The organism is Pseudoruegeria sp. HB172150 (assembly GCF_013184805.1).
In the GTDB taxonomy this organism is placed as follows: Bacteria; Pseudomonadota; Alphaproteobacteria; order Rhodobacterales; family Rhodobacteraceae; genus Psychromarinibacter.
In genome coordinates this window covers 1,599,724-1,624,320 of record NZ_JAATNG010000001.1, presented here as the reverse complement: position 1 = coordinate 1,624,320, position 24,597 = coordinate 1,599,724, and the positions used below count along the sequence as shown (strand labels likewise).

The 24,597-nt window shown below is 61.3% G+C and carries 19 protein-coding genes; 11 read left to right on the top strand and 8 right to left on the bottom strand.

Annotated features, from left to right (window positions below; translation table 11 throughout):
- Nucleotides 1-2: 2 nt before the first annotated feature.
- Nucleotides 3-3,113, bottom strand: coding sequence for a benzoylformate decarboxylase (mdlC, locus tag HCO70_RS25045; protein ID WP_216665296.1), 3,111 nt, complete (start codon nucleotides 3,111-3,113; stop codon nucleotides 3-5).
- A 121-nt stretch (nucleotides 3,114-3,234) separates the two neighbouring features.
- Between mdlC and HCO70_RS07770 the strand changes: the two genes are divergently transcribed.
- A complete protein-coding gene (locus HCO70_RS07770; protein ID WP_172294658.1) occupies nucleotides 3,235-4,170 on the top strand; it encodes a LysR family transcriptional regulator in 936 nt (311 codons plus the stop codon).
- 27 nt (nucleotides 4,171-4,197) lie between these two features.
- Here the strand turns inward: HCO70_RS07770 and HCO70_RS07765 are convergent, their stop codons facing one another.
- Together HCO70_RS07765 and HCO70_RS07760 are read right to left on the bottom strand one after the other, a co-directional pair.
- On the bottom strand, nucleotides 4,198-4,977 hold the full coding sequence (locus HCO70_RS07765; RefSeq protein WP_253913137.1) for a GntR family transcriptional regulator: 780 nt from the start codon (nucleotides 4,975-4,977) through the stop codon (nucleotides 4,198-4,200).
- A gap of 142 nt (nucleotides 4,978-5,119) precedes the next feature.
- Nucleotides 5,120-6,217, bottom strand: coding sequence for a hypothetical protein (locus tag HCO70_RS07760; RefSeq protein WP_172294656.1), 1,098 nt, complete (start codon nucleotides 6,215-6,217; stop codon nucleotides 5,120-5,122).
- 475 nt (nucleotides 6,218-6,692) lie between these two features.
- Here HCO70_RS07760 and HCO70_RS07755 point away from each other — a divergent pair, with 475 nt between their 5' ends.
- From HCO70_RS07755 to HCO70_RS07730, 6 genes are all read left to right on the top strand, one after another.
- Nucleotides 6,693-8,363, top strand: a complete 1,671-nt coding sequence (locus HCO70_RS07755; RefSeq protein ID WP_172294654.1) for a hypothetical protein — start codon at nucleotides 6,693-6,695, stop codon at nucleotides 8,361-8,363.
- Nucleotides 8,364-8,427: 64 nt separating this feature from the next.
- Nucleotides 8,428-9,159: an SDR family NAD(P)-dependent oxidoreductase gene (locus HCO70_RS07750; RefSeq protein ID WP_172294652.1), complete on the top strand. Its 732-nt coding sequence runs from the start codon at nucleotides 8,428-8,430 to the stop codon at nucleotides 9,157-9,159.
- 198 nt (nucleotides 9,160-9,357) lie between these two features.
- Entirely contained in the window at nucleotides 9,358-10,371 is a 1,014-nt protein-coding gene (locus HCO70_RS07745) for a TRAP transporter substrate-binding protein (RefSeq protein WP_172294650.1), read from the top strand.
- Between the two features lie 96 nt (nucleotides 10,372-10,467).
- Nucleotides 10,468-11,481, top strand: a complete 1,014-nt coding sequence (locus HCO70_RS07740; RefSeq protein ID WP_172294648.1) for a TRAP transporter substrate-binding protein — start codon at nucleotides 10,468-10,470, stop codon at nucleotides 11,479-11,481.
- Nucleotides 11,482-11,560: 79 nt separating this feature from the next.
- Entirely contained in the window at nucleotides 11,561-12,091 is a 531-nt protein-coding gene (locus HCO70_RS07735; protein WP_172294646.1) for a TRAP transporter small permease, read from the top strand.
- Nucleotides 12,078-13,370, top strand: coding sequence for a TRAP transporter large permease (locus tag HCO70_RS07730; RefSeq protein ID WP_172294644.1), 1,293 nt, complete (start codon nucleotides 12,078-12,080; stop codon nucleotides 13,368-13,370). The genes HCO70_RS07735 and HCO70_RS07730 overlap by 14 nt, the downstream gene beginning before the upstream one ends.
- A 105-nt stretch (nucleotides 13,371-13,475) precedes the next feature.
- Here the strand turns inward: HCO70_RS07730 and HCO70_RS07725 are convergent, their stop codons facing one another.
- Together HCO70_RS07725 and HCO70_RS07720 are read right to left on the bottom strand one after the other, a co-directional pair.
- On the bottom strand, nucleotides 13,476-15,080 hold the full coding sequence (locus HCO70_RS07725) for a GMC family oxidoreductase (protein ID WP_172294642.1): 1,605 nt from the start codon (nucleotides 15,078-15,080) through the stop codon (nucleotides 13,476-13,478).
- A gap of 49 nt (nucleotides 15,081-15,129) precedes the next feature.
- Nucleotides 15,130-16,842: a dihydroxy-acid dehydratase gene (locus HCO70_RS07720; RefSeq protein ID WP_172294640.1), complete on the bottom strand. Its 1,713-nt coding sequence runs from the start codon at nucleotides 16,840-16,842 to the stop codon at nucleotides 15,130-15,132.
- Nucleotides 16,843-17,371: 529 nt separating this feature from the next.
- Here HCO70_RS07720 and dctP point away from each other — a divergent pair.
- From dctP to HCO70_RS07700, 4 genes are all read left to right on the top strand, one after another.
- On the top strand, nucleotides 17,372-18,490 hold the full coding sequence (gene dctP, locus HCO70_RS07715) for a TRAP transporter substrate-binding protein DctP (RefSeq protein ID WP_172294638.1): 1,119 nt from the start codon (nucleotides 17,372-17,374) through the stop codon (nucleotides 18,488-18,490).
- On the top strand, nucleotides 18,491-19,027 hold the full coding sequence (locus tag HCO70_RS07710) for a TRAP transporter small permease (protein WP_172294636.1): 537 nt from the start codon (nucleotides 18,491-18,493) through the stop codon (nucleotides 19,025-19,027). It abuts the gene before it with no gap.
- 4 nt (nucleotides 19,028-19,031) lie between these two features.
- Nucleotides 19,032-20,345: a TRAP transporter large permease gene (locus HCO70_RS07705; protein ID WP_172294634.1), complete on the top strand. Its 1,314-nt coding sequence runs from the start codon at nucleotides 19,032-19,034 to the stop codon at nucleotides 20,343-20,345.
- 280 nt (nucleotides 20,346-20,625) lie between these two features.
- Nucleotides 20,626-21,195 carry a hypothetical protein gene (locus HCO70_RS07700; protein WP_253913136.1) on the top strand — a complete coding sequence of 190 codons (570 nt, stop codon included), beginning with the start codon at nucleotides 20,626-20,628 and terminating at the stop codon, nucleotides 21,193-21,195.
- Between the two features lie 90 nt (nucleotides 21,196-21,285).
- On the opposite strand, the gene HCO70_RS07695 is transcribed toward HCO70_RS07700, so the two are convergent.
- From HCO70_RS07695 to HCO70_RS07685, 3 genes are read right to left on the bottom strand one after another with little or no spacing between them, the layout of a single operon-like run.
- Nucleotides 21,286-22,704, bottom strand: a complete 1,419-nt coding sequence (locus tag HCO70_RS07695) for a cytochrome P450 (protein WP_172294630.1) — start codon at nucleotides 22,702-22,704, stop codon at nucleotides 21,286-21,288.
- A 25-nt stretch (nucleotides 22,705-22,729) separates the two neighbouring features.
- Nucleotides 22,730-23,386, bottom strand: coding sequence for an ABC transporter ATP-binding protein (locus HCO70_RS07690; RefSeq protein WP_172294628.1), 657 nt, complete (start codon nucleotides 23,384-23,386; stop codon nucleotides 22,730-22,732).
- Nucleotides 23,383-24,543 carry a sugar transporter gene (locus tag HCO70_RS07685; RefSeq protein WP_172294626.1) on the bottom strand — a complete coding sequence of 387 codons (1,161 nt, stop codon included), beginning with the start codon at nucleotides 24,541-24,543 and terminating at the stop codon, nucleotides 23,383-23,385. Before HCO70_RS07685 ends, HCO70_RS07690 begins: the two co-directional genes overlap by 4 nt.
- Between the last annotated feature and the right edge of the window lie 54 nt (nucleotides 24,544-24,597).

The following is a 24,597-nucleotide window of genomic DNA, read 5'->3' as shown; positions in this document are numbered from 1 at the left end:
TGTCAGCCAACCAGATGGATGGCTTTGGTCTCGAGGTAGTTTTCCAGCCCTTCCGGCCCGCCTTCGCGGCCCATGCCGGACTGCTTGAAGCCACCGAAGGGCTGTTTCGGATCGACGACCATGCCGTTGATCGTGATATTGCCCGACAGCATGCGGCGCGCCAGCGCGTAGCAGCGTTCGGTGTCCTTGCCGAAGATCGCTCCGGCGAGACCGTAATCGGTGGCATTCGCCTTGGCGATGGCGTCCTCGGTATCCTTGTAGGTGATGACCGAGACGACGGGGCCGAAGATCTCTTCCTTGAAGATCTTCATGTCGGGGGTGACGTCGGTGAAGACGGTCGGCTCGACATACCAGCCCTTGTCCAGCCCGCGCGGACGGCCGCCGCCGCAGGCCACCTTGGCCCCCTCGGACCGGCCGGCGGCGATGTAACCCTGCACCCGCTCCAGTTGGCGCTCCATCGTCAGCGGGCCCATCTGGGTTTCCGGGTTCGACGGGTCGCCCACATTGATCGTCTTCACCGCGCCCGTGTACATCTCGACGAACTCGTCCTTGCGGTCCTCGGGCACCAAAACGCGGGTCAGCGAGAAACAGACCTGCCCGGTGATCGGCATGGTGAACATCATCAGGCTGGGCATCGCCGCGGCGAAATCGGCGTCCGGCATCAGGATCGCGGCGGATTTGCCGCCGAGTTCCAGCGACACGCGCGCCAGGCGTTCGGCGCAGACGCCGGCGATGTGCTTGCCGGCGGCGGTGGATCCGGTGAAGGCGACCTTGTCAATTTCCTTCTTGTGGATCAGGTAGTCGCCGCCCTCACGGCCTGCGGGTACGAGGTTGAAGACGCCCTTGGGCAGGTCCGCCGCCTCGATGCATTCGGCGAGGATATAGGCCTCCAGCGGAGTTTCCGGTGACGGCTTTGCGACGAAGGTGCAGCCGGCGGCGAGGCCCGCAGCGATCTTGTAGCTGAGCAGCACCATTGGGGCGTTCCAGGGCGTGACGGCGGCGCAGACGCCGACCGGTTCCTTCACGACGCGGGTGATGTTGCCGTCGTCGCGCTTGCGCTCGTTGACGATCGGGTAGCTTTCGATCAGGTCGGCATAGTAGCGGAACAGCGTGGCGTTCTGCGGCGCGAGGTACTTGGTCAGAAAGATCGGCGCGCCGACCTGGGCGGTCCAGGCCTCGGCGATATCGTCAAGCCGCGCCTCGATATTGTCGGCGACCTTGCGCAGCATGCGGGCGCGGCCCTGCGGGGTCATCTGCGGCCACGGGCCATTGTCGAACGCCTCTCGTGCGGCGGCGACGGCGCGGTCGATGTCAGCCTCTCCCGCTTCGGGGTAGCGCATCAGCAGGTCTTCGGTGACCGGCGAGATCACGTCGATCATCTTGTTCGACTGCGGGCTCACCCACTCGCCGTTGATGAAGAATTTCTCGGGCGCGCGCACGGCCTTGCCGGACGGGGCCTTGTCCATGACGTTCATTGAAGTCTCCTCCTTGATGGATTCGCGGGGTGAAGCGCCTTCGAGTCCGATCTCGAGAAGACGCGGTCCCTTGCGTTTCAGCATGTCGCGCAGCCGGTCGGGCAGCGCGGCGGGGTCGTCGCAATAGTCGGCGGCGCAACCCTGTGCCCGCGCGATCTGGGTGAAGTTCAGGTGGCCGATGTCCACGCCGTCGATGGTGCGGGGCTGCACCTGCCCGGCGATGCCCTTGAGAGCGCCATAGCCGCCGTTGTTCATCAGGATCACCAGCAGGTCGGTGTCATGTTCGACGGCGGACCAGAGTGCCTGAATAGAGTACATTGCGGAACCATCGCCGATGATGGCGATCACCGGTTTCTCCGGCTTCGTCATCGCGGCACCAACTGCGGCAGGCAGGCCGTAGCCGAGGCCGCCGCTGGCGGTGGTGAAGAAACCACGCGGGCGCTCGATGGGCAGGTGATCGTGCATCGGGGCGCGGGCGGTGGGTGCCTCTTCGACGATGATGCTGTCCGGGTCGCGCAGGTCGGCAAGGGTTTGCAGCAGGAACGGCTGGGTGATCTTTTCCGAGGCCTCCACGCGCAGGATTTGTCGTGCAGGTTCTGTCGCTTGCGGGCGGCCTTTCACATAGGCGGCGAGCGCCTCTGCCGCCGCACGGCAATTGGCGAGCATCGCTGTGCCTGTCGCTGCAGCCGCAAGCTGGCGTGGGTCGTCGGTGACGAGACACAGCTCGGCACCGTCGGGCAGATGTTCGGCCGGACCCGGGAAGTGATAGGTAAAGACCGGCCCGCCAAGGACCAGCACGAGGTCGGCATCACCGAGGCAGGTGGCCAGCGCGGGTTGCTTCGCGGGCAGGAATCCGGCGAAGAGCGGGTGGCGTTCGGGGAACGAGCTACGTGAGGAAACCGGGCTAACCCAAACCTTTGCCTGTATCTTTTCTGCCAGAGCCACGGCGGCGTGCCAGCCGTCGTCGCGGTCCACACCGGGGCCGACCACGATCACCGGTTCGCGGGCCGCGTCGATCTTTGCGGCGAATTCGTCTAAGGCGGTCTCATCCACGCCAAGGCGCGGGGTCATGTCGCGGACGGCAACGGGTGTTGCGCGGTGGTCCCAGTCGCCCAGCGGGATCGAGACCAGGACCGGCCCCATCGGCGGCGCCATCGCGGTCCAGTAAGCCTGTTCCAGCACGCGCGGCACGTCTTCGGCGCGGGCGGGCTCGATGGCCCACTTGACCACAGGTTTCGGCATTTCGGCCGGGCTTTCGTTGAACAGGAACGGATCGCCGGGAAGCAGTTCGCGGTTCTGCTGTCCGGTCGTCACGATAACCGGCGCGCGATTGCGCATGGCGGTGTAAAGGTTGCCCATCGAATGCCCCAGCCCCGCCGCCGAGTGAAGGTTCACCAGCGTAGCGTTACCGGTCACCTGCGCATAAGCGTCGGCCATACCCACGGCGATGGATTCCTGCAGCGCGAGAACGTAGGTGATATCCTCGGGCAGGTTGGTGAACATCGGCAGTTCGGTCGAACCGGGATTGCCGAAGATCCGGTCGATCCCGTGCCGGCGCAGCAGGTCGAAGGTCGCATCCGTGACCGACAGAAGAGACCGGCTGGCGGCTTGGGCCGCCGTTGGCGAAAACTTGTTCATCGCTGTCCTCCCAGGGTTCCGGTCGATCCGATGACTGAACCGTCCTGAACGATCCTCAGTGTGCGGCCTGGATGGGCATTACGGAATTGTCAAAATCGAACGAAAGCCATAACATACTTGCATGACTTTGGATGTACGCTCCGCCGCGATCGTGATGGAATGCGCCCGAACCGGCAGCATCGGCCGTGCCGCGCGCGCCCTGAACCTGACCCAGCCGGCGGTGACGCGCGCCCTGAACCGGCTGGAGGCCGAGATGGGCGTGCCGCTGTTCGAGCGGACCACGCGGGGCGTTGTCCCGACGATCTATGGTGAAGCCGTGTTGCCTCATGCAGAGGTGATCGCCGCCGAATCCGGCCGCGCGGCGGAAGCGGTGAGCCAGTTGCGCGGCGCGGGCCGGGGCGTGGTCCGCGTCGGCGGGGTCAGCAGCGTTGCCTGCGGGTTTCTGGTCGAGGCGATCTCTGTCCTCAGGCGCACCCACCCCGACCTGCAGTTCATTGTGGTCGAAGAGCTGGAAGATGCGCTGCTGAACGGGCTGAAGGAGGGCGATATCGACCTTGCGGTGACGCCCGACACCTATGCCGACGACGACGTGAGGGTAGCGACACAGGAGACCTTCGAGGATCGGGTCGGCGCCTATATTCGTGCCGGTCACCCGCTGGCCGGCGAAAACCATGTCACGTTGGAAGACGCCGCGAGGCTGGACTGGGCGATGCCTCCGGCGATCACGCCGGTGTTCCTGGAATGGCTACGCAGGTTCCATAATCACGGTATTGAGCCTCGGCTGCCCTGTGTGGTGTCGAGGTCCGTCGCGGTGGTGAAGGCGGCGGTTATGACCGGCGATCTGGCCTGTTGGCTACCGTATCCGCTGGTACGGGACGAAATGGAGGCCGGGACGATGCTGCAACTGGCCGCGCCGGACCTCGAGTGGCAGCGGACATTTCGGGTCTACAAGCATAACCGACGCACCCTGTCGCCCAGTGCGGCGCAGCTTCTGAAGGCGCTGAACGAGGTGCGGCGGATGACGCGGGAAAACATTCCCCGCCAACGAGTTGAATGATGGTCCTGAAGCGCTATCGCTATCAGCTCAGTCTACAACAAGCGCAAGGCCAGGCACCTTGTTGACGAGGCTCCGGTCGCCCTTGAGCACATAATCGAGGTTCCGCCGTGCAATGCGGGCATGTTCGCGCGCAATTGCCTCGGCACGGCCACCCTCTCCGGCGAGGATCGCCTGCAGCAACGTGCGGTGATGTTCCTGCCCGATGTAGAGTGTGCGCCGGAAGGCTTCGATATCGGCTTTGTCCGGCATGAAGGCGGTGGGTGATGCGAAGGGCAGACCGTTTACCCGCTCCATCTCGCGCCGGAGGATATCGTTTCCGGGTAGCTCCATCAGAAGTGCGTGAAATTGGCCATTCAGGTCGGAATAAAGCTCGAAATCGACGTCGTCGGGTGTCGCGCCGAAACAGTCGTCCAACTCTGCCACAAGTTCCCTGAGGCGTTCCGCCTGCTCGGGTGTGATCCCACGTTCGGCGGCCTGTCGGGCGGCGGCGCCTTCTAGCAGACCGCGCAGGTCGATGGCGTCGATGACGTCCTCGAAGCCGAACTTGCGGACCGTGAAACCGCCGCTTTTGCCCCGATCGAGCAGCCCCTCGTTCACCAGCCGCGACATGGCTTCGCGGATCGGGGTACGCGAGATATTAAGCTGTTCCGCAAGCGGAACCTCAAAAAGACGCGTCCCGCCTACGAATTCCCCGCTGAGGATGCGCTGGCGCAGCGCAATGACCGCGCGCATCGCGTGGGATTTGCCCCCTGATTCCTCATCGGATGAACTCATCGCCTTCTCGGCCTCGCGAACTTGTTCGGTCAAGCCTTTGCCCTCTTACGAATGAACCTTTCTCGATTAGAGAAAACTCGCTCAAAGCAAGGTTTCCCGCAAGGCCGCATCGACAGAGGGACGAGAACCGGGACCGTGCGGGCACAGTCCCGGCCATGGCTTCAGAATGCCCGGTTCAGCCTTCCATACGCGAGATGTATTCGCGCATCAGGTCTTTAAGGGCTTCCGGCGTCGCCTGAACATCTTCGATGATCCCGGTCATCGATTCCCAAAACTCGACGTTCGGCTCGGCACCGTATAGCTTGGTCGCCGCTTCCAGGTATTCCGGCGAGGTCATCGCCTCATGGAAGCTTTCGCGCAGCATGTCGAGATGCTCCTGCGGCGTGCCCGGAGGGGCCACGATGATCCAGTTCACGCGGTTCGAGACGCGGCCGTGAAACTGGATGACGTCCCAGGCCGGGCCGGTCGGTTTTTCGCCTTTTACCGCTTCATAGTATTCGGCGAAGGTCGGGACCTCGCCCAAGAAGGCCGGGTCGGCGATCATTCCGGAATTGTCCTCTGTCGGCGGAGCATAATGCCAACCAGAGACGGTTTCGCCTTCGGCGATGGGGCCGTCGCGCAGTTCCTTGCTCCAGATGACAGCGGTGGCCGGGTAAGCTTCGATCTCACCGCGCGCCTGGGCGGCACGCAGCGGACCGTCGCCGGCAAAGCCCGAGACGAAGTTCCAATCAACATCCAGCATGTCGAGCGCAGCGGCAGTCTGCATCGAGGCCGCTGATTTGGGAGAGAACCCGCCGAAGCTAAGGCTTTCCAGATCGGCGATCTCTTCACCCGAGGTGATTCCGTCACCCACATCCGAACGGACATGGAGGAAGAAGTTGGCGGCACCGACACCGCCGATCACGCCGAACTCGTCGAACGGGATCTGCAGCGGTTCGGGATCGAGGATCCGGGTCGAACCCTGCCAGGCCAGCCAGCCAATGGTGAGGCCGTTGGGCCGGGCGTTCATCACATGGTTGATGCCCTTGGTCAGGGCACCACCCTGCACGGACTGCACAACGATAGTTGGATTACCCGCCATGGTCTTGGCCCAGGCATCGGCCGCGAGTTGCGAGCCAAGACCGGTGGCGCCGCCCGGCGAGGCGTTGTGCACAATGGTGACGGTCTCGCCATCGAGGTCGATGACCTGCGCTGATGCCGGCAGAGCGAAGGCGGCCGCGATGAGCGCGCTGGCCATCGCCTGCTGGAAGATGGTCGATTTCGTTAGTTTCATGTACTCCTCCCTTGATTGGTACATATCCGTTCGGACGACGGTTCCGCGTGGCATGTATTCGCGGAAACCATTTGAAGTGCGGCTACCTTTGACGACCGCGACCATAGACGCAGCGTGTTGCGCACGTATGCGCTGGCTGCTTCACCTAGGCGGGCGCCTTTCATAACCTGCTGGTCTAGATTGCCTTTTCTCCTCCCAACGCAGCTCCTCCCGCGAATTCCGGCGCCTCTCCGACGGAAATCGCCCACCTCAGGGCACCGGGAAACCTGCACCGCTACAACGGTCGACTTGGCTCCGGCTTGCATTCATGTATACATTTCATCGCAATCGGTGCAAGTTTTCGATGGACGGGAGTGAGGAATCGGCAAGTCGGTAACGCTGGCGGGACTACAAGGCCTGCATGTCTGATCCGGCTATGTATACGATAAAGAAGACATCGGGCCCGGTCGCCCGGTGTACTGAGGGAGGAAGAAGCATGCTCGACAAGTCCCCGACGGAGTCTGCCGAACAACTTGCGGTTCATGACCCGCGTGGCTATCCGCCCGCGATTATGGCGAAGGAACCGGCCAAGCGGTTGCCGTCGCTGGACGGCAGGACGGTCTACCTGGTCGACAGCCGATTCGACGACTCGGTCGAGTTGCTGAAGCAGGTTGCCGACTGGTTCGCGCGCAACATGCCCAGTGTCACAACGAAGCTGGTACAGCTTTCTGGGACGTATGCACAGGACGATCCGGAGCTGTGGGAAGAAATCCGCGACAAGGGCGACGCGGCGATCGTCGGAGTGGGGCATTGCAGTACCTGCGCCCCGGCGGTGTCGACCCATGCAATCACTCTGGAAAGCAAATACGGCGTGCCGACCGTCGCTGTGCATACCGAAAAATTCGTGCGCGTCGTGCGCTCTGTCGTCCGGGTAGGCGGCCTGCCGCAGGCGCGGCTGGTTTTCGTGCCGCAGCCGGTGATGGGACGCACAGCGGAGGAATTGCGCGCCTATGTCGAGGGCAACGATCCCGCAACCGGCGAACCGGTGATGCGCGAGATCGTGGAAGGGCTGACAGGCGCCCTGCCCCCGGTCGAGGAAAAATTGGCCAAGGCACCGGACCTGAGCAAGAACAGGTTCGTGCCGGAAGCGTCTGAAGACGAATTGCACGAGTTGTTCCTGGAGCAAGGCTGGACGGACAAGCTGCCTATCGTGTTGCCGACGAAAGCGCGGGTCGAGGCAATGCTGGCAGGGACCAACCGAAAGCCGGACGAGATCGTGGGACGGATGCAGCCGACAAAGAACCGTGGGCTCTGGAGCTACACGGTCGAGAAGGTGGCGGTGAACGCTGTGATGGCGGGTGCGAAGCCGGAATACCTGCCGGTGATCCTGGCGCTGGCGGCGTCGGGGGTCAGCGCGCGCGGATCCTCCTCAAGTTCTGCAGCGACGATGTCTGTGGTGAACGGGCCAGTGCGGACCGAGATAGGGATGAATTGCGGGATCGGAGCCATGGGTCCCTACAGCCATGCGAACGCGACGATCGGGCGGGCTTATTCTCTTTTGTCGCAGAACCTGCAGGGCGGATCGGTTCCGAACGAGACCTTCATGGGATCTCTCGGGTCGAACTACACCTATAACGGGCTGTGCTTTGCGGAGAATGAGGAGCGTTCGCCTTGGGAGCCGATGCATGTCCAGAAAGGCTATGCGGCGGACCAGAGCACGGTGACGATCTTTTCCGGTTGCCGGTCGACTACGTTCTCGCTCGGGCTGCGGGAAAAAGGCTGGCGCGAACACGTATCGGACATGCTGCGCGGGACGGATGCCATTACGGCGCCAATCCTCGTGCTCGATCCGATCTGCGCACGCCAGTTCATCGAGCGCGGCGGGTTCGAGAGCAAGGCGGAGCTAATGCAATGGCTGCACGATGCTGCGGTGATGCCGGCGGGACGATTCTGGGATCTCCAGCTTGTGCAGAACTACATTTATCCGCGCGCCACTTTTGGCGAGGAACCCTATGCTTCTCGGTTGAAGGCCGTGCCGGACGAGGAGATTCCGATGTTCCGGCTGGAGGATATTCATGTGATCGTTACTGGCGGCGAAGCCAACGGGTATTGGCAGATCTATGGGGCCAAGCCGCAGGCGACCGTGCTGGTGGATGACTGGCGGTAGATCTTACGAACATCGCGGAAATTGACGGGCCGGCTTGGTGAGCCGGAAGTTTGAGGGAGGATACATGGCAGACCTGAAGGGCCGCGTCGCGGTAGTGACCGGAGCAAGCACCGGTATCGGGCGTGGAATCGCGGCGGAAATGGCGAAGGCCGGCGCCACGGTCGTAATCGCGGCGCGGAGCGCGGACAAACTGGCGGAGCTGGCGACGGAGATCTCGGCGGCAGGCGGAACCGCAATTGAAGTGCCGACGGACGTGACGCACGAAGCACAGATTTTGGCGCTGTTCGAGACCTGCATCGACAAAGCTGGGATTCCGGATTTCCTGATCAACAACGCCGGTATCGCGGATGCGACCTGGCTGCACGAACTGACGGCAGAGCGCTGGCACCAGGTCATCGATACCAACCTGACCTCTGCCGTGCTGTGTTCGCGCGAGGCAATTCTGGCGATGCGTAAGCGCGGCACCGGCGGGCGGATCATCAATATTGGATCGCTTTCGGCAAAGAGCCCGCGGCACCATTCACTGGCCTACACCGCGTCCAAATTCGCCATCGACGGGCTGACGCGGCAGATCTGCCTCGACTACCGGGACGACCTGATCTCTGCCTCGGCAATTCATCCGGGAGCGACAAAGTCGATGCTGGCGCCGGGATCGACCGACCAGATGGAAAGCGACTGCCTGTATCCGGAGCAACTTGGTGAACTGGTCGTCTACCTGTGCGGATTGCCGATGGATGTCACGATGCTGGACACCGTGATCCTCCCGCTGCGCAAGCCATATTTCGGGCGAGGATAAAGAAGATTTGCTGTTGCCTATGTATGCACGGAATGAAAATCACGATCCGACGGCCATGGCAGTTATTGGACGAGTCCCGATCAGGAAATGGGTCGCCGATGCGCTGTGTTTGTTGCCGTAACGTGCATTCTGTGCTGTAGTCGATGGCGGAGGAAATCGGCGGCCGCATCAGGGCATGCCAGTCATATGGGAGGAAACATGTACACACGGACATTAACCGCCGCGGCGGTTGCGCTGGGTCTGGCAAGCCCGGTTCTGGCGCAGACAGAGCTGAGCCTGGCGCATTGGGTGCCGCCGACACACCCGCTTCAGACCCTCGGGATGGAGCCTTGGGCAGAGTCGATCAAGGAAGCGTCCGACGGGCGCATCACGATTACAATATACCCGGCGCAGCAGCTTGGCGCGGCAGCCGACCACTACGACATGGCGCGGGACGGCATTTCCGATATCAGCTTCATCAATCCGGGTTACCAACCGGGCCGGTTCCCGATCATGGCGGCGGCGGAGATTCCGTTCCTGTTCGCCAATGCCAAGGGAGGTGTCCGGGCGCTCACTGAATGGTACCAGGACTATGACGACGAAGAGATGTCGGACGTCTTCTTCTGCATGGCGATCAGCCACGATCCCGGCACGATGCACGGCAAGGATCCGATCCAGGTTCCTGCCGACATCCAGGGCAAAACCGTGCGCCCTGCCAACGCGACCGAAGCGCGGTTCGTCAACCTGCTAGGCGGTGCCTCGGTTCAGGTCCCTGCCCCGGCGATGCGCGAAGCGTTGGCCAAGGGTACAGCGGACATCACGCAAAGCCCGTGGGAGTCGCTGTACATTTTCGGTGCGGATGACCTCGTGCCCTATCACCTCGACATGCCGTTCTACGCTTCGATCAACGTCTTCGTCATCAACAAGAGCGTGATGGACGGGATGTCGCCCGAGGACCGGCAAGTGATGGAAGACCACTGCACACCGGAATGGGCCGAGAAAATGTCGGAAGGCTGGGCGGATGTCGAAGCTGCCGGGCGCGAAAAGATCGCCGCGGACGCGAGCCATACGCTCTACACACCGACAGAAGAAGAGCAGCAGATGTGGTACGATGCCGCCGCGCCGCTCACCGAAGAGTGGAAAAGCCTGATGAACGATGCAGGCAAGGATGGCGATGCGATCCTTAACGGCCTGATTGAGGCGCTTAAGAAGTACAACTCTTACGCCGGCTGACGCGGGCGAAAATTTACAGCACTATTGCCGGGGCGGTTCGCGGCGCGCGATCCGCCCCGCGTATGAGAAACGGTACGCTATCCAGGGAGGAAAAAAATGCGCAATACAATACTTGCGACCGCGGCGGCCTTGTCGCTGGCGGCGCCGGCGGCTGCACAGGAAGTCGAACTCACTCTGTCACATTGGGTTCCGCCAACGCACCCGCTTCAGGTTACCGGGATGGAGCCTTGGGCAAATTCGCTCGAGGAGGCATCCGGAGGGCGGATCAAGGTTACCATCTATCCCGCCCAGCAGCTTGGCGCAGCGGCCGACCATTACGACATGGCGCGTGACGGCATCGTCGACATCGCTTTCATCAACCCAGGCTACCAGCCCGGCAGGTTCCCGGTGATCGCAGCAGGAGAGTTGCCATTCCACATCGCGAATGCCACCGGCGGCAGCAAGGCGATGCACGAGTGGTACCAGGACTATGCGGAACAGGAGATGAGTGACGTCTTCGTCTGCATGGTGCACCTGCACGATCCGGGGACCCTGCACGGCAAGACTGGACCGCTGCTGATGCCTGCCGATTTCGAGGGCAAGAACATCCGCCCGGCACATGGCACACTCGCACGTGCCGTGAACCTGATGGGGGGCGCTTCGGTACAGGTCCCTGCCCCGGCGATGCGCGAGGCTCTGGCCAAGGGAACTGCGGATGTCACCGCCTCGCCCTGGGGCTCGCTTTTCGTGTTCGGGGCGCAGGACCTCGTGACGCATCACCTGGATGTGCCGCTTTACGCGACCGTCTTCGCCTTTGTCATCAACAAGGACAAGATGGCGAGCATGGCGGAGGAGGACCGTACGGTTCTGATCGACCACTGCACACCGGAAGCGTCTCAAACCATGGCGACGCCATGGGCCGAAGCCGAAGCAGGAGGACGCGCGCAACTCCTGGAGATGGGGCACGAGTTCTATGCTCCGAATGACGAGGAGTTAGCGACGTGGAAAGAAGCGATGGCGCCACTGGTCGACGAGTGGAAGGAGACTGCCGGCGCGGCCGGGATCGATGCAGATGCGGCCTATGAGGCTTTCGTCGAGACACTCCAGTCGAACGGGGCCTACCTAGAGTGAAGCGTCGTTTCACCGAAACTTTCTGGGAGGGCGTTGAGCCCTCCCTTTTTCCGACTCACTTCCAACCGGACACCTGTAAATGAGCCGAACTCTCGAACGATTCTGCCACATCATCGAGATGGTCGCCGGGCTGCTTCTGGGCCTGTGCACGATCCTCGTCGTGGCATCTGCCGCCGGACGCTATCTGTTCGCCTGGCCGATCCCTGACGCATTTGACTTTTCCCGCCTGCTGGTCGGCGCCTGCATCATGTGGGGCTTTGCCGCGGTTGGGTATCGCGGCGGCCATATCAAGGTGGATCTCGTCACCGAGGTGCTGCAACCGCGGGCGCGGCGCGTGGTCGACCTGATTTCCTGGGGCGCGCTGCTGTTCTTCGTGGTTCTGCTGACCTGGAAGATGTCCGAGCGAGTACTCAGCGCCTGGCGCAGCAACGAAGCAACCTTCGATCTGCGGATCGAGGTCTGGCCGGTCATGTTCCTGATCTGGCTTGGCACCGCCGCCGCGATTTTCACCGTTAGCGTCCGGATCTGGCTGATCGCCACGGGTCAGGGCGAACTGGAACATAGCGAAGCCGCGGAAATGGGCATGGAGGACGACGATGTCGACAGGTGATCTGACGGCGATTGCCGGTTTCGTCGCTCTATTCGCAATGATCGGCCTGCGCGTGCCTATTGGCGTCGCGATGGGCCTGGTCGGGGTATTCGGTTTTGCAATGGTGCGCGGCTTGACACCAGCGCTGAACCTTTTGGCGACCTCACCGATCCGGGTGATCGCAGATTTCAACCTGACGCTGGTACCGTTCTTCATCCTGATGGGGGTACTGGCAACCAATTCGGGCATGTCGCGAGAGTTGTTCCGGGCCGGTAACGCCTGGCTCGGACATCTGCGTGGCGGGCTGGCGCTGTCCACCATCGCCGCCTGCGCCGGGTTCTCAGCTATCTGCGGCTCGTCGGTCGCCACGGCGGCGACGATGACCAAGATAGCCCTGCCCGAGATGCGCCGCTTCGGTTACGACGAGGCGCCAGCCTCTGGTGTGATCGCGGCAGGCGGCACGCTGGGCATTCTGATCCCGCCATCCGTGGTGCTGGTGGTCTATGCCTACATCACCGAAACCGACGTGGGTCAGCTGTTCATCGCGGGCATCATCCCAGGCCTACTGGCAGTATTGTTCTACATGGGCACTGTCCTGATCGCTTTCCGCAAGTCGCTGCCGTCCGGGCAGACTTTCAGTCTTGCCGAGGGGTTGCGCTCTCTGTCGGGCATTTGGGCGGTGGCGCTGCTGTTCATCGCGGTGATCGTGTCGATCTATTTCGGCATTGCGACACCGACAGAGGCAGCGGCCATCGGGGCCTTCCTGACCATGGTGATCGGCATTTTCCGTGGTCGGCTGAACATGAAAAGCATCATGGCCAGCCTGATCGAGGCGCTGCGAACCACGGTTTCGGTCTACACCGTCCTGATCGGCGCGATCCTGTTCGGCTATTTCCTGGCGATCACACAGTCGCCGCAGAAAGTGACGGCGCTGCTGACTGGGCTGGACCTGTCGCCCTACGGGACGCTTGTGCTGATCCTGGCATTCTTCGTGCTGATGGGCTGCATCATGGACACGATGGCGATGATCATCCTGCTGGTGCCGGTGGTGTTTCCGGTGGTCATGCAACTGGGTTTCGATCCCGTCTGGTTTGGCATTATCATCGTGATGACAGCGGAACTTGGCCTGATCACGCCGCCGGTGGGAATCAACGTCTTCGTCATCAACTCGATTGCAAGTGATGTGAAGCTGACGACGATCTTCCGGGGTGTGATCCCGTTCATCATCTCAGACCTGTTCCGGCTGGCGGTTCTGTTGATCTTCCCGATCATCGTGCTGTTCCTGCCGCAGACAATGTAGCGGGTTTGTAGGTATTCCATTCGCTACGTTTGCGAGCGATTACAGGAAAGCGAGAAACGCCGCGCAAGACCTGCGCGGCGTTTCGAATTTTTGGATTCGCCGTAGTCAGGCGGCGCGGGACATCCGGGCTTCGGCCATGATGGCCTCGGCCACCTTTTCAGCGATCATGATGGTCGCGGCGTTGGTGTTGCCGGAGACGATTTGCGGCATCACGCTGGCATCAACGACGTGCAGCCCGTTCAAACCGTTTACCGTCAGTCGGTGGGGTTCGACCACCGCTTCAGCATCGGAGCCCATCCGGCAGGTGCCGACCGGGTGATAGACAGTCCCGCAGCGCTCTCGGATAAAAGCCATCAAGTCCTCGTCCGACTGCGCCTGTTCACCGGGCAGCAGTTCCTCGCCATTGACCTCGGCGAAGGTCGGGGACTCCATAATCCGCCGCGCAAGGCGTGTGCCACGCAGCAGAGTCTCGCGGTCGTATTCCGTCGCCATCATGTTTGGGTCGATCCGGGGCGCCACCGCGGGGTCGCGGCTGACCGCATCGACGCGGCCGCGGCTGGTGGGCCTGAGGACGCAAACGTGTAGCGCGTAGCCATGGCCCCAGGCGTAAATCCGGCCCGGCACCGTAGAACGGTGAAACGGCACGAAGTGAAACTGCACATCAGGAGCCGGGATCCCCGGTATCGTGCGGGCGAAGCCCCCCGCCTCGACCACGTTGGACGCGAACATGCCGCGGTTCCGGTAGAAGTAGTTGAAGGCAGCCAGCGCGGCGCGGGGTATCCCGACAAGCGAAAGACCGTAGCTTTCTGAACTCTTAATTTTGCGCATGAGCATAACATTCGGGTGGTCATGAAGGTTGTCGCCGACTGCCGGATTTCCGTAAACTAGGTCAATTCCAAGTTGCGACAGCCGCGCAGGATCGCCGATGCCCGACAACTGTAGTAGCTGCGGCGAGGCGATGGCGCCGGCGGCAAGGATCACGCCGGCGCGGGCGGTAAGTTTGCCCTGATCAGTCTCGACTCCCTTTGCGCGCTTGTCTTCGACGATCACGCGGCGCACTTGCCTGCCAGTCAGCACTGTCAGGTTCGGACGGTTCATGGCTGGGCGCAGGAAGGCATCAGCCGTCGACCAGCGTTTCCCTTCATGCGTGGTGGTCTGGTACATGCCCAAGCCTTCCTGGTGCGCACCATTGAAATCGGGGTTGCGGGGAATCTGGAGCATGTCCCCTGCCCCGAAAAACCGTTCGTTCAACCTATGCGGATCGCGGTTGTCGGAGACGTGGAGCTCGCCGTCATCGCCGTGGTAGCCGTCGCCACCGAGACGGCCATTGACCTCGGATTTGCGGAAGTACGGCAAGACGTCGTCATAAGACCAGCCGGGGCAGCCCATAGTTGCCCAAGCATCGAAATCAGTCCGGTGGCCTCGGATGTATATCATGCCATTGATCGAAGACGACCCACCGAGCGCCTTGCCGCGCGGCACTGGGACCTCGCGCTTGTCCAGATGTTCCTGCGGCGAAGAGCGGAAACCGTAGTTCCAGCGCTTACCGCCCATCAGCCACATCAGACCCATCGGCATTTTGATCAGTACGGAATTGTCGGGCTTGCCAGCCTCAATCACGGCGACTGTCGTGCGCCCGTCCGCCGTCAGGCGGTTTGCCAGCACCGAGCCGGCAGAACCCGCCCCGACGATGATCCAGTCGAATTCCATTATGACGTTTCCCCGTCTTTTCTTTCCGTCAAGCCGCAGTGGAAGCGCATCAGCCGTCCCTTCTGACGGCGTGCTGCAGGAGCGACGCGCCCTGCCGCAGGCTCGTGACATTGCGTTCGTAGATTGCGTGCCAGCCGGAATCGGCGGTGGGTTCCGGCGGGACGAAGGCCTCGGCACGGCGTGCGAGTTCCTCTGCCGGGACTTCGAGTTCGATGGTCTTTGCGCCAACGTCGATGGCGATCATGTCGCCGTCCTGCACCAGCGCAATCGGACCACCCTCGGCCCATTCCGGTTGCACCTCGCCTATGACGAGGCCCTTGTTAACGAGGCCGGAAAGCTGACCGTCAGTGACCACGGCGACTTCGGCCCCGAGACCGGCGCCTTCAACCGCAAAGACCAGTCGCGATGCCCCGCCCATGCCCGGGCCACCGCGAACACCCTGGCGGCGTAAGACACAAACGTCGCCGCTGACAATACGGCCCTGCTTCAACGCGGTTTCCGCGTCGAGGCTGGATTCGAAGACCTTGGCGGGGCCGCGGAAGGTAAGCACACGGTCCGGGGTGCGGAGTCCGACCTTGGCGACCCCGGTCTCGGGCGCCAGCGACCCCTTCAGGAGGACAATTGCGGGATCGGTTGCGAAGGGTTCGTTCAGCGGCGGAATGACCGTCTCGTCGGCGACGATGACGTTGGCTAGGTTCTCGCCGACCGTATTGCCGGTGCAGGTGAGCACATCCGACTCTAGTAGCGGTTCGAGCCGTTTCATCACTGCGCGAGCACCACCGGCGGCCTCGAATTCTTCAATGGAGTTCGGTCCAATGGGCCGGACAGCGGCAAGAACCGGAGTGCGGTCGCCTTCGGTGTCGAAAGACTCATATAGGTCGATGTCGACGCCCGCCTCCAGCGCGGTGGCCTGCAGATGCTTGATGCAGTTGATCGAGCCTGCCTGTGCCAGAACCACACGGGCGGCGTTCCGGAAAGCGCCGGCTGTCAGGATTTCGCGCGGACAGGGACCGTCCCAGACCATGTCTACGATGCGTTGGCCCGCCGCTTCGACCTGCTCCCACATGGCCGGGGAATTCGCGGCAACCGGGGCGGAACCGGGGAGTGCCAACCCAAGGGCCTCGGCCACGGAATGCATTGAGTTCGCCGTGCCCATGCCGGAGCAGACACCGGGGGAACTGATTGCGACCTCGCTCATCTCCTTCAGGCGTTCGAAACTCGTGGCACCCTGGGCGTGATAGCCGGCGTGCAGGAATACCTCTTCGATATCAACATGTTCGTTTCCGATTTGTCCGGAAGACTGGTAGCCGCAGATCACCATGAGCGACGGGATGTCGAGCCGCGCCGCCGCCATCAGCTGTCCCGGCACCGTCTTGTCGCAGCTCGTCAGCAGGAGCATCCCGTCCAGTTGCGCGCCTTCCACCTGAACCTCGATATCGTTGGCGATCAGGTCGCGGGTCGGGAGAATGTAGGTCGCACGGCGTCCGGCGGAGATGATGAAATCCGATGGTGCAGAGGTGCGGATCTCGAATGGCAGGCCGCCTGCGGCGCGGATCGCTTCCTTGGCTCGCGCAGCGATGGCGTCGAGATGCGAAAAGCAGATTGCCACCTCGGAAGAGGTGTTGATGACGGCTATTTTCGGTTTCTCCATGTCGGCGTCGCTGAGTCCGAGCGCGCGCCACTGAGCGCGGCGAACAGCCCACCGCGAGGTGCCGGGTTCGAAATTCGACCGCAGCGCCGAAGGATTACGTCTGTCTGTCATGAAAGTCCTCCCGACCGTCAGCTTCGCCCTGTCGGCGGCGACCGACAATAGTCCAATGAAGTGAAACAGCTGCCGCGAATTGCGAAAGATCTCCGCGCGATTTGGTCCATTCTCAGGAAGTTAACCTTTGACTACCCTTTCGTCTGAGGGGAAATGGTACCGCCTGCTTTCGGGCAGAACTGTATTGTTGCCCGAATGGGAGGAGCCACTATGACGCTCGGGATCTCGATGGCTGCGAGGCTGTCACAGGGTACCGCAATGACCGCGGCAGCCCGGAATCCGATGCTTGCGGCACCCTGGAAATGTGGCGACTTGGAACGGTGAACGCTCAGGTGAACCGCGACCGTTTTCGCGCCACGCGACATTCGCACTCTGCCTGGAGTTCCGCGGGTAGCATCGCGTTACCCGCTCTGCCTGCGCTTGAGCACCGTGCAAATAATGCAGTCTCGCCTGCATCTACCGACAGAGTGACATTCAGCTAGCAAGACAAATGGGCAAAGGGACAGTCCGCAAAATGGGAGGAAGACATATGAGAACGTTTGTTACCGTAGTTGCCGCGACAGCGGCCATTGCCGCGACGCCGGTTGGCGCCGCAGAATTCACCTACGGCTCCTGGGTGCCCGCCTCTGACTACATCAACGCGAATGCCTTGCCAGAAGTGTTCAAACGGATCGAAGAAAAGACCGGCGGCGAGATCAAGTGGAACCTGATCGCCGGCGGCCAGCTGGCGGGCGGTGTGGAGACCTTCGCAGCGGTTCAGGACGGCCTGATGGAAGCCGGAGTGGCTGCTACGAACTACGTGCCGAACCTGCTGCCCTCGACAGCGACACTCTACGGCCTAGCAGTACCCGGCGACGATCCGGTGGCTGCCGCCGGCGCGGCGAACGAAGTGGTCATGCTCAAATGCCCCTCCTGCATTGAGGAGCTGAAGGCTCTGAACATGGTCGGGATGGGCGGCTATGCCTCGGCCCCGTATATGCTGATCTGCCGTGACCCGATTACCACGGTCGACCAACTTAAAAATCTGCGCGTCCGCTCCTCCGGTGCACCGCTGAACATCATGCAGATGGCGGAAGCGACAACGGTTCAGGTGTCGCTGGTCGAGACGGTTTCGTTGCTGCAGCGTGGGGCCATCGACTGCACAACCGGGATCGGCGACTGGCTGAAAACCTTCGGCTATGGCGATTTTGCCAAGAACGTCACCGATTTCAGCCTTGGCGTTTCCTCGCCAATCCTCGGGATGATCATCAACCGCGATACGTGGCTGTCGATGACCGAGGAGCAACAGCGCGCACATCTGGAGGCGATCGTTCATCTGTCGGCGGCGCATACAATCAACAACTTCATCATCCGGACCAACGAGGTCTTGGAGGATCAGATCACCAACAACGGTGTGAAGATGGTCGCGACTGAAAACCCGGAAGAATGGGACGCCCTGATGGACAAGTTCATCGAGGAGCAGCGTCAGATCGGGATTGATTTTGCCAGTGGCTTCGGGGTCGAAGACCCGGCCTCATTCATCGACGCCTACACGGAAGCGCTGGAAAAATGGCGTGGCCTGTCGGCAGAGATCGGGACGGACGTCGAAAAATTCGAGCAGGTCCTGTGGGACGAGGTGTACTCCAAGGTCGACCCCGGGAGCTTGTAATTGCTGTCTACCATCGACCGACTGCTTGAATATTGGTCGCGGGCGCTTCTGGCGCTCGCGATCATCGCCGGCATCCTGATGATGCTGCATGTCAGCGTCGACGTGTTCATGCGCACGGCGTTCAACGCGCCGTTGCGCCAAACCAACCAGACCGTCGCCGCCTATTACATGATCGCCGTAGCGTTCGCACCGTTGGCGATCCTCGGCAAGCACGGCAACCATATCTCTGCCGACGTATTCACTGGCCAGCTTAGCCCGCGGGGAAAGCGTCTGCTGGAGATCTTCACGACGCTGCTGAGCCTCGCTTACATGTACGTCTTCACCTGGCAAAGCTGGATCTCCGCCGCACGGCGCACATCGCAGGGCGAGGTCCTGGAGATCTCGGGCGGTTACATGCCGGTCTGGCCCGGTCGTTGGCTGCTGCCGGTCGCCGGTGCGAGCCTATTTCTCTGTTTTGCCTTCCGCATCGTTCGTCTGCTGCTTGGGCAGGATCCAGATGAAGGCGAAGATCACGGCCCCACGATAGAAAAGGTCTGAGTACATGGACGGTTTGACGCTGAGCCTCGTCTGCCTGCTGGCTGTACTCGCCCTTATCGCAGTGCGGACGCCCATTGGCGTAGCCCTGGGTGCCGTCAGCTTCTGCGGCTTCTGGTATCTGAAGAACTTCAATGTGGCGCTCGGGCAGCTGCGCGAAATCCCCTATTACTTTGCCGCCAACTGGGACCTATCGGCAATTCCGATGTTCCTGCTGATGGGGTCGATCATATATGTTTCCGGGATCGCCTCGGCGCTGTTCTGGGCGGCGCGGTTGTGGCTGTCGGCCCTGCCCGGCGGACTGGCAGTGGCGGCGAACATCGCCTCGGCCGGATTTGCTGCGGGATGCGGATCCTCGGTTGCGGCCGCAGCGGCCATGGGGCGCCTTGCCATTCCCGAGATGCTGAAGGCCGGGTACGAAAAGGGCCTTGCAACAGGCGTGGTTGCCTCTGCCGGGACGATTGCGGCGCTGATCCCGCCCTCGATCCTGATGGTGCTCTACGGCATCTTCGCAGAGACCTCGATTGTCGATCTGCTAATTGCCGGGATCATACCCGGCCTGCTGACGGCGGCGGCCTACACGGCAATGATCCTGATTCGATGCCGCCTGAACCCGGATCTTGCACCGCCGTCTGAAATAGAGGTCGAAAACCTTCGGCGGGAACGCTGGCGGGCGCTCGCCGCGATCTGGCCGCTCATTATTATCGTTCTGGGGGTCATTGGTGGGCTTTACACCGGCACCGTCACACCTACCGAGGCAGGTGCGGGCGGGTCGCTCCTGGCTTTGCTGGTCGCCGTTGTGCAAGGACGCATGACTTTTTCCAAGCTGATCGAGGCGGTGAAGGATGCGGTGTTGACCACGGCGCAGATCTTCTTTGTCGGCTTTGGTGCAGTAATGTTCACCCGGCTTCTGAGTTTTTCTGGAGCATCCGCGATGTTGGACCAGCTAATCGCGCCGCTGGCACTCGACCCGCTTCTGGTCCTGATGGCGATGACAGTAGTTTACCTGATCCTCGGCATGTTCCTCGATCCGATCGGGATTATGCTGATTACTATGCCGGTCTTCATGCCGCTGCTGAAATCTTTCGGGTTCGACCTTGTCTGGTACGGCGTACTGGTCGTGAAATTCATCGAGATGGGGATGCTGACCCCGCCGCTGGGATTCAACGTGTTCGTGGTGAAGGGCGTGGTTGGCGCCGCTATTCCGCTGACGACTATCTTTCGCGGAGTCGGCTGGTTCTTGATCTGCGACTTGGCAATCATCGCGTTGCTGATCGCCTTCCCTAGTCTGTCGCTGTTCCTCCCGGAGCTGATGAACTGAGCCAAATGGCGTTCCTGTCGGCGGATCTACGCGACCGGAGCACGAATTGTTGAAGAATGTGGCTTCGGCGCCGATGGCCGCTATGCGCTTGCACAACGCAGCTATCTGAATTTATTAGTTATTCTTGTTTAGATCCTGTGGTGTATTCGCTTCACATCCGCTCCACCGAACCGGCATGCCCCCCCTGACATTTCCTGCGCGATCAGTATAGTACAGCCGATCAACTGACGGGGTTCTGGGCTCTATGACTGGTGTAAATCGGCGCTTCTTTCTGCTGTCCATGCTGGCGCTTCCGGCTGGCTGCGCAGCACCCGGAGAAACGGTTTCGTTCAAAGGACCCTTGCCGGGGACAGAAGCGGATATCGCCGAGCTTACCCAAGCCATCCTTGCGCTCGGATCCGATATTGACCCTGACGAGGCTGCAAGGGCAGCGCGGGTTTCCTACGAGGCGACTCACGAACTGGCAATCCAATACCAGATCACCGATCCAGCGCTGGTCCATAACACCAAGGTCAACCTGGGCCTGAAACCGCGCGGTCTGTGCAAACATTGGGCCGAGGACATGGAAGCGCGACTACTGGCAGAGAAATTCCAGACCCTGAGCATTTTGCGTGCCATCGGTGAACTGGTTGGCATCGACCATTCAACAGCAGTCATCAGCCCGAAGGGCGGTGACATCTATGACGGCATTGTCGTCGACCCGTGGCGCAAGGGTGGCACCCTGACCTGGATCGCGACCGCAGAAGATACCGCCTGGGGTTGGGCACCCCGGCTGGAGGTTTTGGCACGCCGCGGACTGGTACGCTACACTGACGGGTACGAGTCGAGCCAGTACCTGCGGGGTTACTGATCGGACACCAGCACCATCATTTCCGTCAATTCGGGCAAAGGGCGGAGCGTACCGCGTCATATAGACACAAACGGTTCGCGCCTAATTCCCTCAGGCCGCCTTCCTTTGCGCCTGCCGTCTTCTTAGTAACATTGGGAGCGTCGCGCCGGGTCGTAGTGTCAGGCGGCACACCGGTTGCACTTCGTGGCCCGGTTTAAGGTCTATGTCGAACTGCTGGCCTAGGGTAGCCAGCGAGATGATCGCCTCAGTCAGGCCGAACATCAGGCCGGGGCAGATCCTCGGGCCGATGGCAAAGGGGATATGCGCGTATTTCTCCGGCCGCTTGGCGATACGTTCATCGAACCGTTCCGGAATAAAGTAATCCGGCCGAGAGTAGATAGATCGTTTACGGTGTAGCATGAAGGGACAGATCATGACGACAGATCCCTTACGTATGAATGTGTCACCGATCTGGGTGTCGTCGAGCGCCTGACGGCCAAGGATCGGAACCGGCGGGTAGAGACGCAGTGTTTCTTCGATGATCGAACGCGTGTAAATCAACTCGCGCACATCGGCAAAGCCCGGAAGATGGCCGAGCGCATCGATCTCGGTATGGAATTTGGTGCGTACGCGTTCGCTCTGAGACAAAAGGTACCAGGCCCAGGCAAGGGTGTTCGCGGTCGTTTCATGGCCAGCCATGAAGATGACGATCGCTTCGTTGCGGATAGCCTCACGCGTCAGCTTGTTGCCCTCCGCATCGCGCGAACTGAACAGCTGGGCGATCACCGCAGTCTCATCGCCGCGACCCTGTGCGAACTCTTCGATGATGTCGTCGATGACACGATGTACGCGGCGCAGCGCGCGGCGGGCCGCCCTACTCTGGAAACGCGGAATCCAGTCCGGCGCCCGGATCAGGGACAGGACGTCGAGTTGATCGACATGGGCTTGGTACTGGCTGAACCCTCGCACGATCTCTGCGGTGAATTCGCGGCCAAGCCGCCGGCCGAAGACCGTGCGCGAGATGATTTCGGCGGTCAGTTCCGCCATTTCGGCGAGTACGTCGACTTCTGCCCCGTCGCCGAGCGCAAGCCAGGAGTCACGCCACTCGGCGACGACGTCCAACATGATCGGCGCGAAGTCCTTCACCCGGCTGGCATGGATGATCGGGCTGACCACGGCGCGGCGAGAGGCCCAAGTCTCCCGGTCGGAAACGAACAGTCCGTCGCCAAGAAGCGGCTTCAGGGCATGGCGCATCTGCGGCGTCTTTGCCTGAAGCGTTTCGTGGTGAACGTGCAGTGCTTCCTTAACCAGATCCACCGTGTTGACGGTGTGAACGTCGAGTAGGCCGAAGCGAGTGGAGATGACATCGCGCTTGTAGTCCCGTTTTGAGAAAACGGAGATGAGGCTATTCCTGTACAGCCGCACAAGCTCGAAGGTGTTCGCCGGATCGGTGCGTCTATGCGGATAGGGAGGAACGAAGCTCGATCCCTGCCGCTCGATTCTCGAATGCCATCTTGGCCCCAGTTTCATGGTCCGCTACCTGCCCGATTATGTCTCAGTGGGCCATGACCTGCCCGTAGATTTCCAACGCTTCCTCGAGATCGTCGAAGAAAGTAGCAGTCCCGTTCTCGAGCAGCAGCGCCGACTCGCAATACGATCTCAAGGTGTTGTCCGAGTGCGACACCATGATGATCTGGGATGTGGCCACGCGCTCCTTGAAGGCGCGGCGGCATTTCGCCCGGAACCGCGAATCGCCAACGCCGGTGATCTCGTCGACAAGGTAACAGTCGAAACGCGCGGCAAGGCTAACGCCGAAGGCGAGCCTCGCCTTCATTCCCGACGAATAGGTGCGGACAGGCATGTCGAGGAAGCGCCCGAGTTCGGCGAACTCCTCGACATAGGCCTCCATCTCTTCGGTGTTCGTACCGTAGATCCTTGCCACAAAACGTGTGTTTTGCCGGCCGGTAAGGTCGCCATGGAAGCCGCCCCTGAATCCCATTGGCCAGCTCGTCCGGCCAAGTTTCACGATTTCCCCTCGATCCGGATCAATCGTGCCTGCAATCATGCTCAGAAGCGTCGATTTTCCCGCGCCGTTCCGACCGATAATGGCAATACTTCGATCTTTGGGGAAGGCCAGGGTCAGACCGGTGACTATCTGCTTCGTTCCGCCCTTGTAGGGAAATGCCTTCCAAACGTCGTGGAATTCGATCATCGCCGATCCCGAACGTTGTAGTAGATCATCACCAGGACACCCCAGAAGGCGAATGCGCAGGCAAAGATCACAACGATAAGCAGGAATCGGTCGGGATACAGGCTGTCCTGCGCCCTGGTCGGCGGAACGTGTACCGCGAGGTAACGGCTGCGCCGATTGGCCTCGATACGTGCCTGTTCCTCGGCGGCAAGCGCGGCGGTGTAGGCGTTCTGTGAGAATTCCAGGTCCACAAGGAGTTCCTCGTACTCGCCGATGACCTCCGACAGCGATTTGCCGTTCAGGGACTGGTTGCTAACGGCCGCGCGCTCATCCGCAATCTGGTTTCTAATCGCATCGACACGCCGCCGGATGTTGGGAAGCCGCGGGTCATCTTCAACAGAGTAGCTTTGGATTACTTCCAGATCGATCAGTGAATCCGCAAGCTTGCTTTGCAAAGCAGCGATAATGCCAACTTGGCTTTCGACATCCGCTTCGGGATCGATGATCTGATACTCGCTCCGGAATTCGCGAATCCGGATCCGATTCTCCTTCAGCCGCTCTTCCGCCTTCACAACATCCTGCACGGTGAAGCGCATCGAGTCCTCACGCGCGATCCGGCTTAGATCCTCGACCAGATCCGCCGATTTTGCGATAATGGTCTCCGCGATCCGCTGTGCATCTTCTGCCGTGAACGCCCGGGTCTCGATTTCGAGGACACCAGAATTCGAATCTATCTCTACGGTAACCATTCGATCCCAATAGGCGACAAGTTGCTCGATAGAGCGATCATCTCCGAGGGCAAATACCGGGTCCCTCTCGGGAATGTTGTAGATGGAGCGAAGGTCTAGTTCCTTGTCAATGTCCTCGATCAGGGGCTGCGACCGGATAAAATCATAGATGATCTCGCTGTCCGGCGCGGAATTCGAGCCGGTCTGGGTGAAGGCGCCGATCACATCCAACGGGCTCGACATTTCCTCTGAACGGACAGAAAACGCCGTTTTGGAGTGGTACTGATCGGTCGCGAACGTGTAGAGATACACCGCGCTCGCGACTACCGGCGCAACGACAAAGAGCACGAACGACAATGCGAGCAGCACATGACGAACCTTGCGGCGCTTTTTCGGCGCAGGGGGCGTCAATTTTACCGGCGGTTCGGACGGCTTGCTGGTATCCGCCAATTTCACAGCTTGTGGTTTCGACATGGGCCCGGTTAGCTTGTATCTGCTTGGGTT

What these genes read in the sequence shown, in the direction of transcription:
- mdlC (WP_216665296.1), bottom strand. Translation starts at nt 3,113, where the DNA reads ATGAACAAGTTTTCGCCAACGGCGGCCCAAGCCGCCAGCCGGTCTCTT.
- HCO70_RS07770 (WP_172294658.1), top strand. Translation starts at nt 3,235, where the DNA reads ATGACTTTGGATGTACGCTCCGCCGCGATCGTGATGGAATGCGCCCGA.
- HCO70_RS07760 (WP_172294656.1), bottom strand. Translation starts at nt 6,217, where the DNA reads ATGAAACTAACGAAATCGACCATCTTCCAGCAGGCGATGGCCAGCGCG.
- HCO70_RS07755 (WP_172294654.1), top strand. Translation starts at nt 6,693, where the DNA reads ATGCTCGACAAGTCCCCGACGGAGTCTGCCGAACAACTTGCGGTTCAT.
- HCO70_RS07750 (WP_172294652.1), top strand. Translation starts at nt 8,428, where the DNA reads ATGGCAGACCTGAAGGGCCGCGTCGCGGTAGTGACCGGAGCAAGCACC.
- HCO70_RS07745 (WP_172294650.1), top strand. Translation starts at nt 9,358, where the DNA reads ATGTACACACGGACATTAACCGCCGCGGCGGTTGCGCTGGGTCTGGCA.
- HCO70_RS07740 (WP_172294648.1), top strand. Translation starts at nt 10,468, where the DNA reads ATGCGCAATACAATACTTGCGACCGCGGCGGCCTTGTCGCTGGCGGCG.
- HCO70_RS07735 (WP_172294646.1), top strand. Translation starts at nt 11,561, where the DNA reads ATGAGCCGAACTCTCGAACGATTCTGCCACATCATCGAGATGGTCGCC.
- HCO70_RS07730 (WP_172294644.1), top strand. Translation starts at nt 12,078, where the DNA reads ATGTCGACAGGTGATCTGACGGCGATTGCCGGTTTCGTCGCTCTATTC.
- HCO70_RS07725 (WP_172294642.1), bottom strand. Translation starts at nt 15,080, where the DNA reads ATGGAATTCGACTGGATCATCGTCGGGGCGGGTTCTGCCGGCTCGGTG.
- HCO70_RS07720 (WP_172294640.1), bottom strand. Translation starts at nt 16,842, where the DNA reads ATGACAGACAGACGTAATCCTTCGGCGCTGCGGTCGAATTTCGAACCC.
- dctP (WP_172294638.1), top strand. Translation starts at nt 17,372, where the DNA reads ATGAGAACGTTTGTTACCGTAGTTGCCGCGACAGCGGCCATTGCCGCG.
- HCO70_RS07705 (WP_172294634.1), top strand. Translation starts at nt 19,032, where the DNA reads ATGGACGGTTTGACGCTGAGCCTCGTCTGCCTGCTGGCTGTACTCGCC.
- HCO70_RS07700 (WP_253913136.1), top strand. Translation starts at nt 20,626, where the DNA reads ATGCTGGCGCTTCCGGCTGGCTGCGCAGCACCCGGAGAAACGGTTTCG.
- HCO70_RS07695 (WP_172294630.1), bottom strand. Translation starts at nt 22,704, where the DNA reads ATGAAACTGGGGCCAAGATGGCATTCGAGAATCGAGCGGCAGGGATCG.
- HCO70_RS07690 (WP_172294628.1), bottom strand. Translation starts at nt 23,386, where the DNA reads ATGATCGAATTCCACGACGTTTGGAAGGCATTTCCCTACAAGGGCGGA.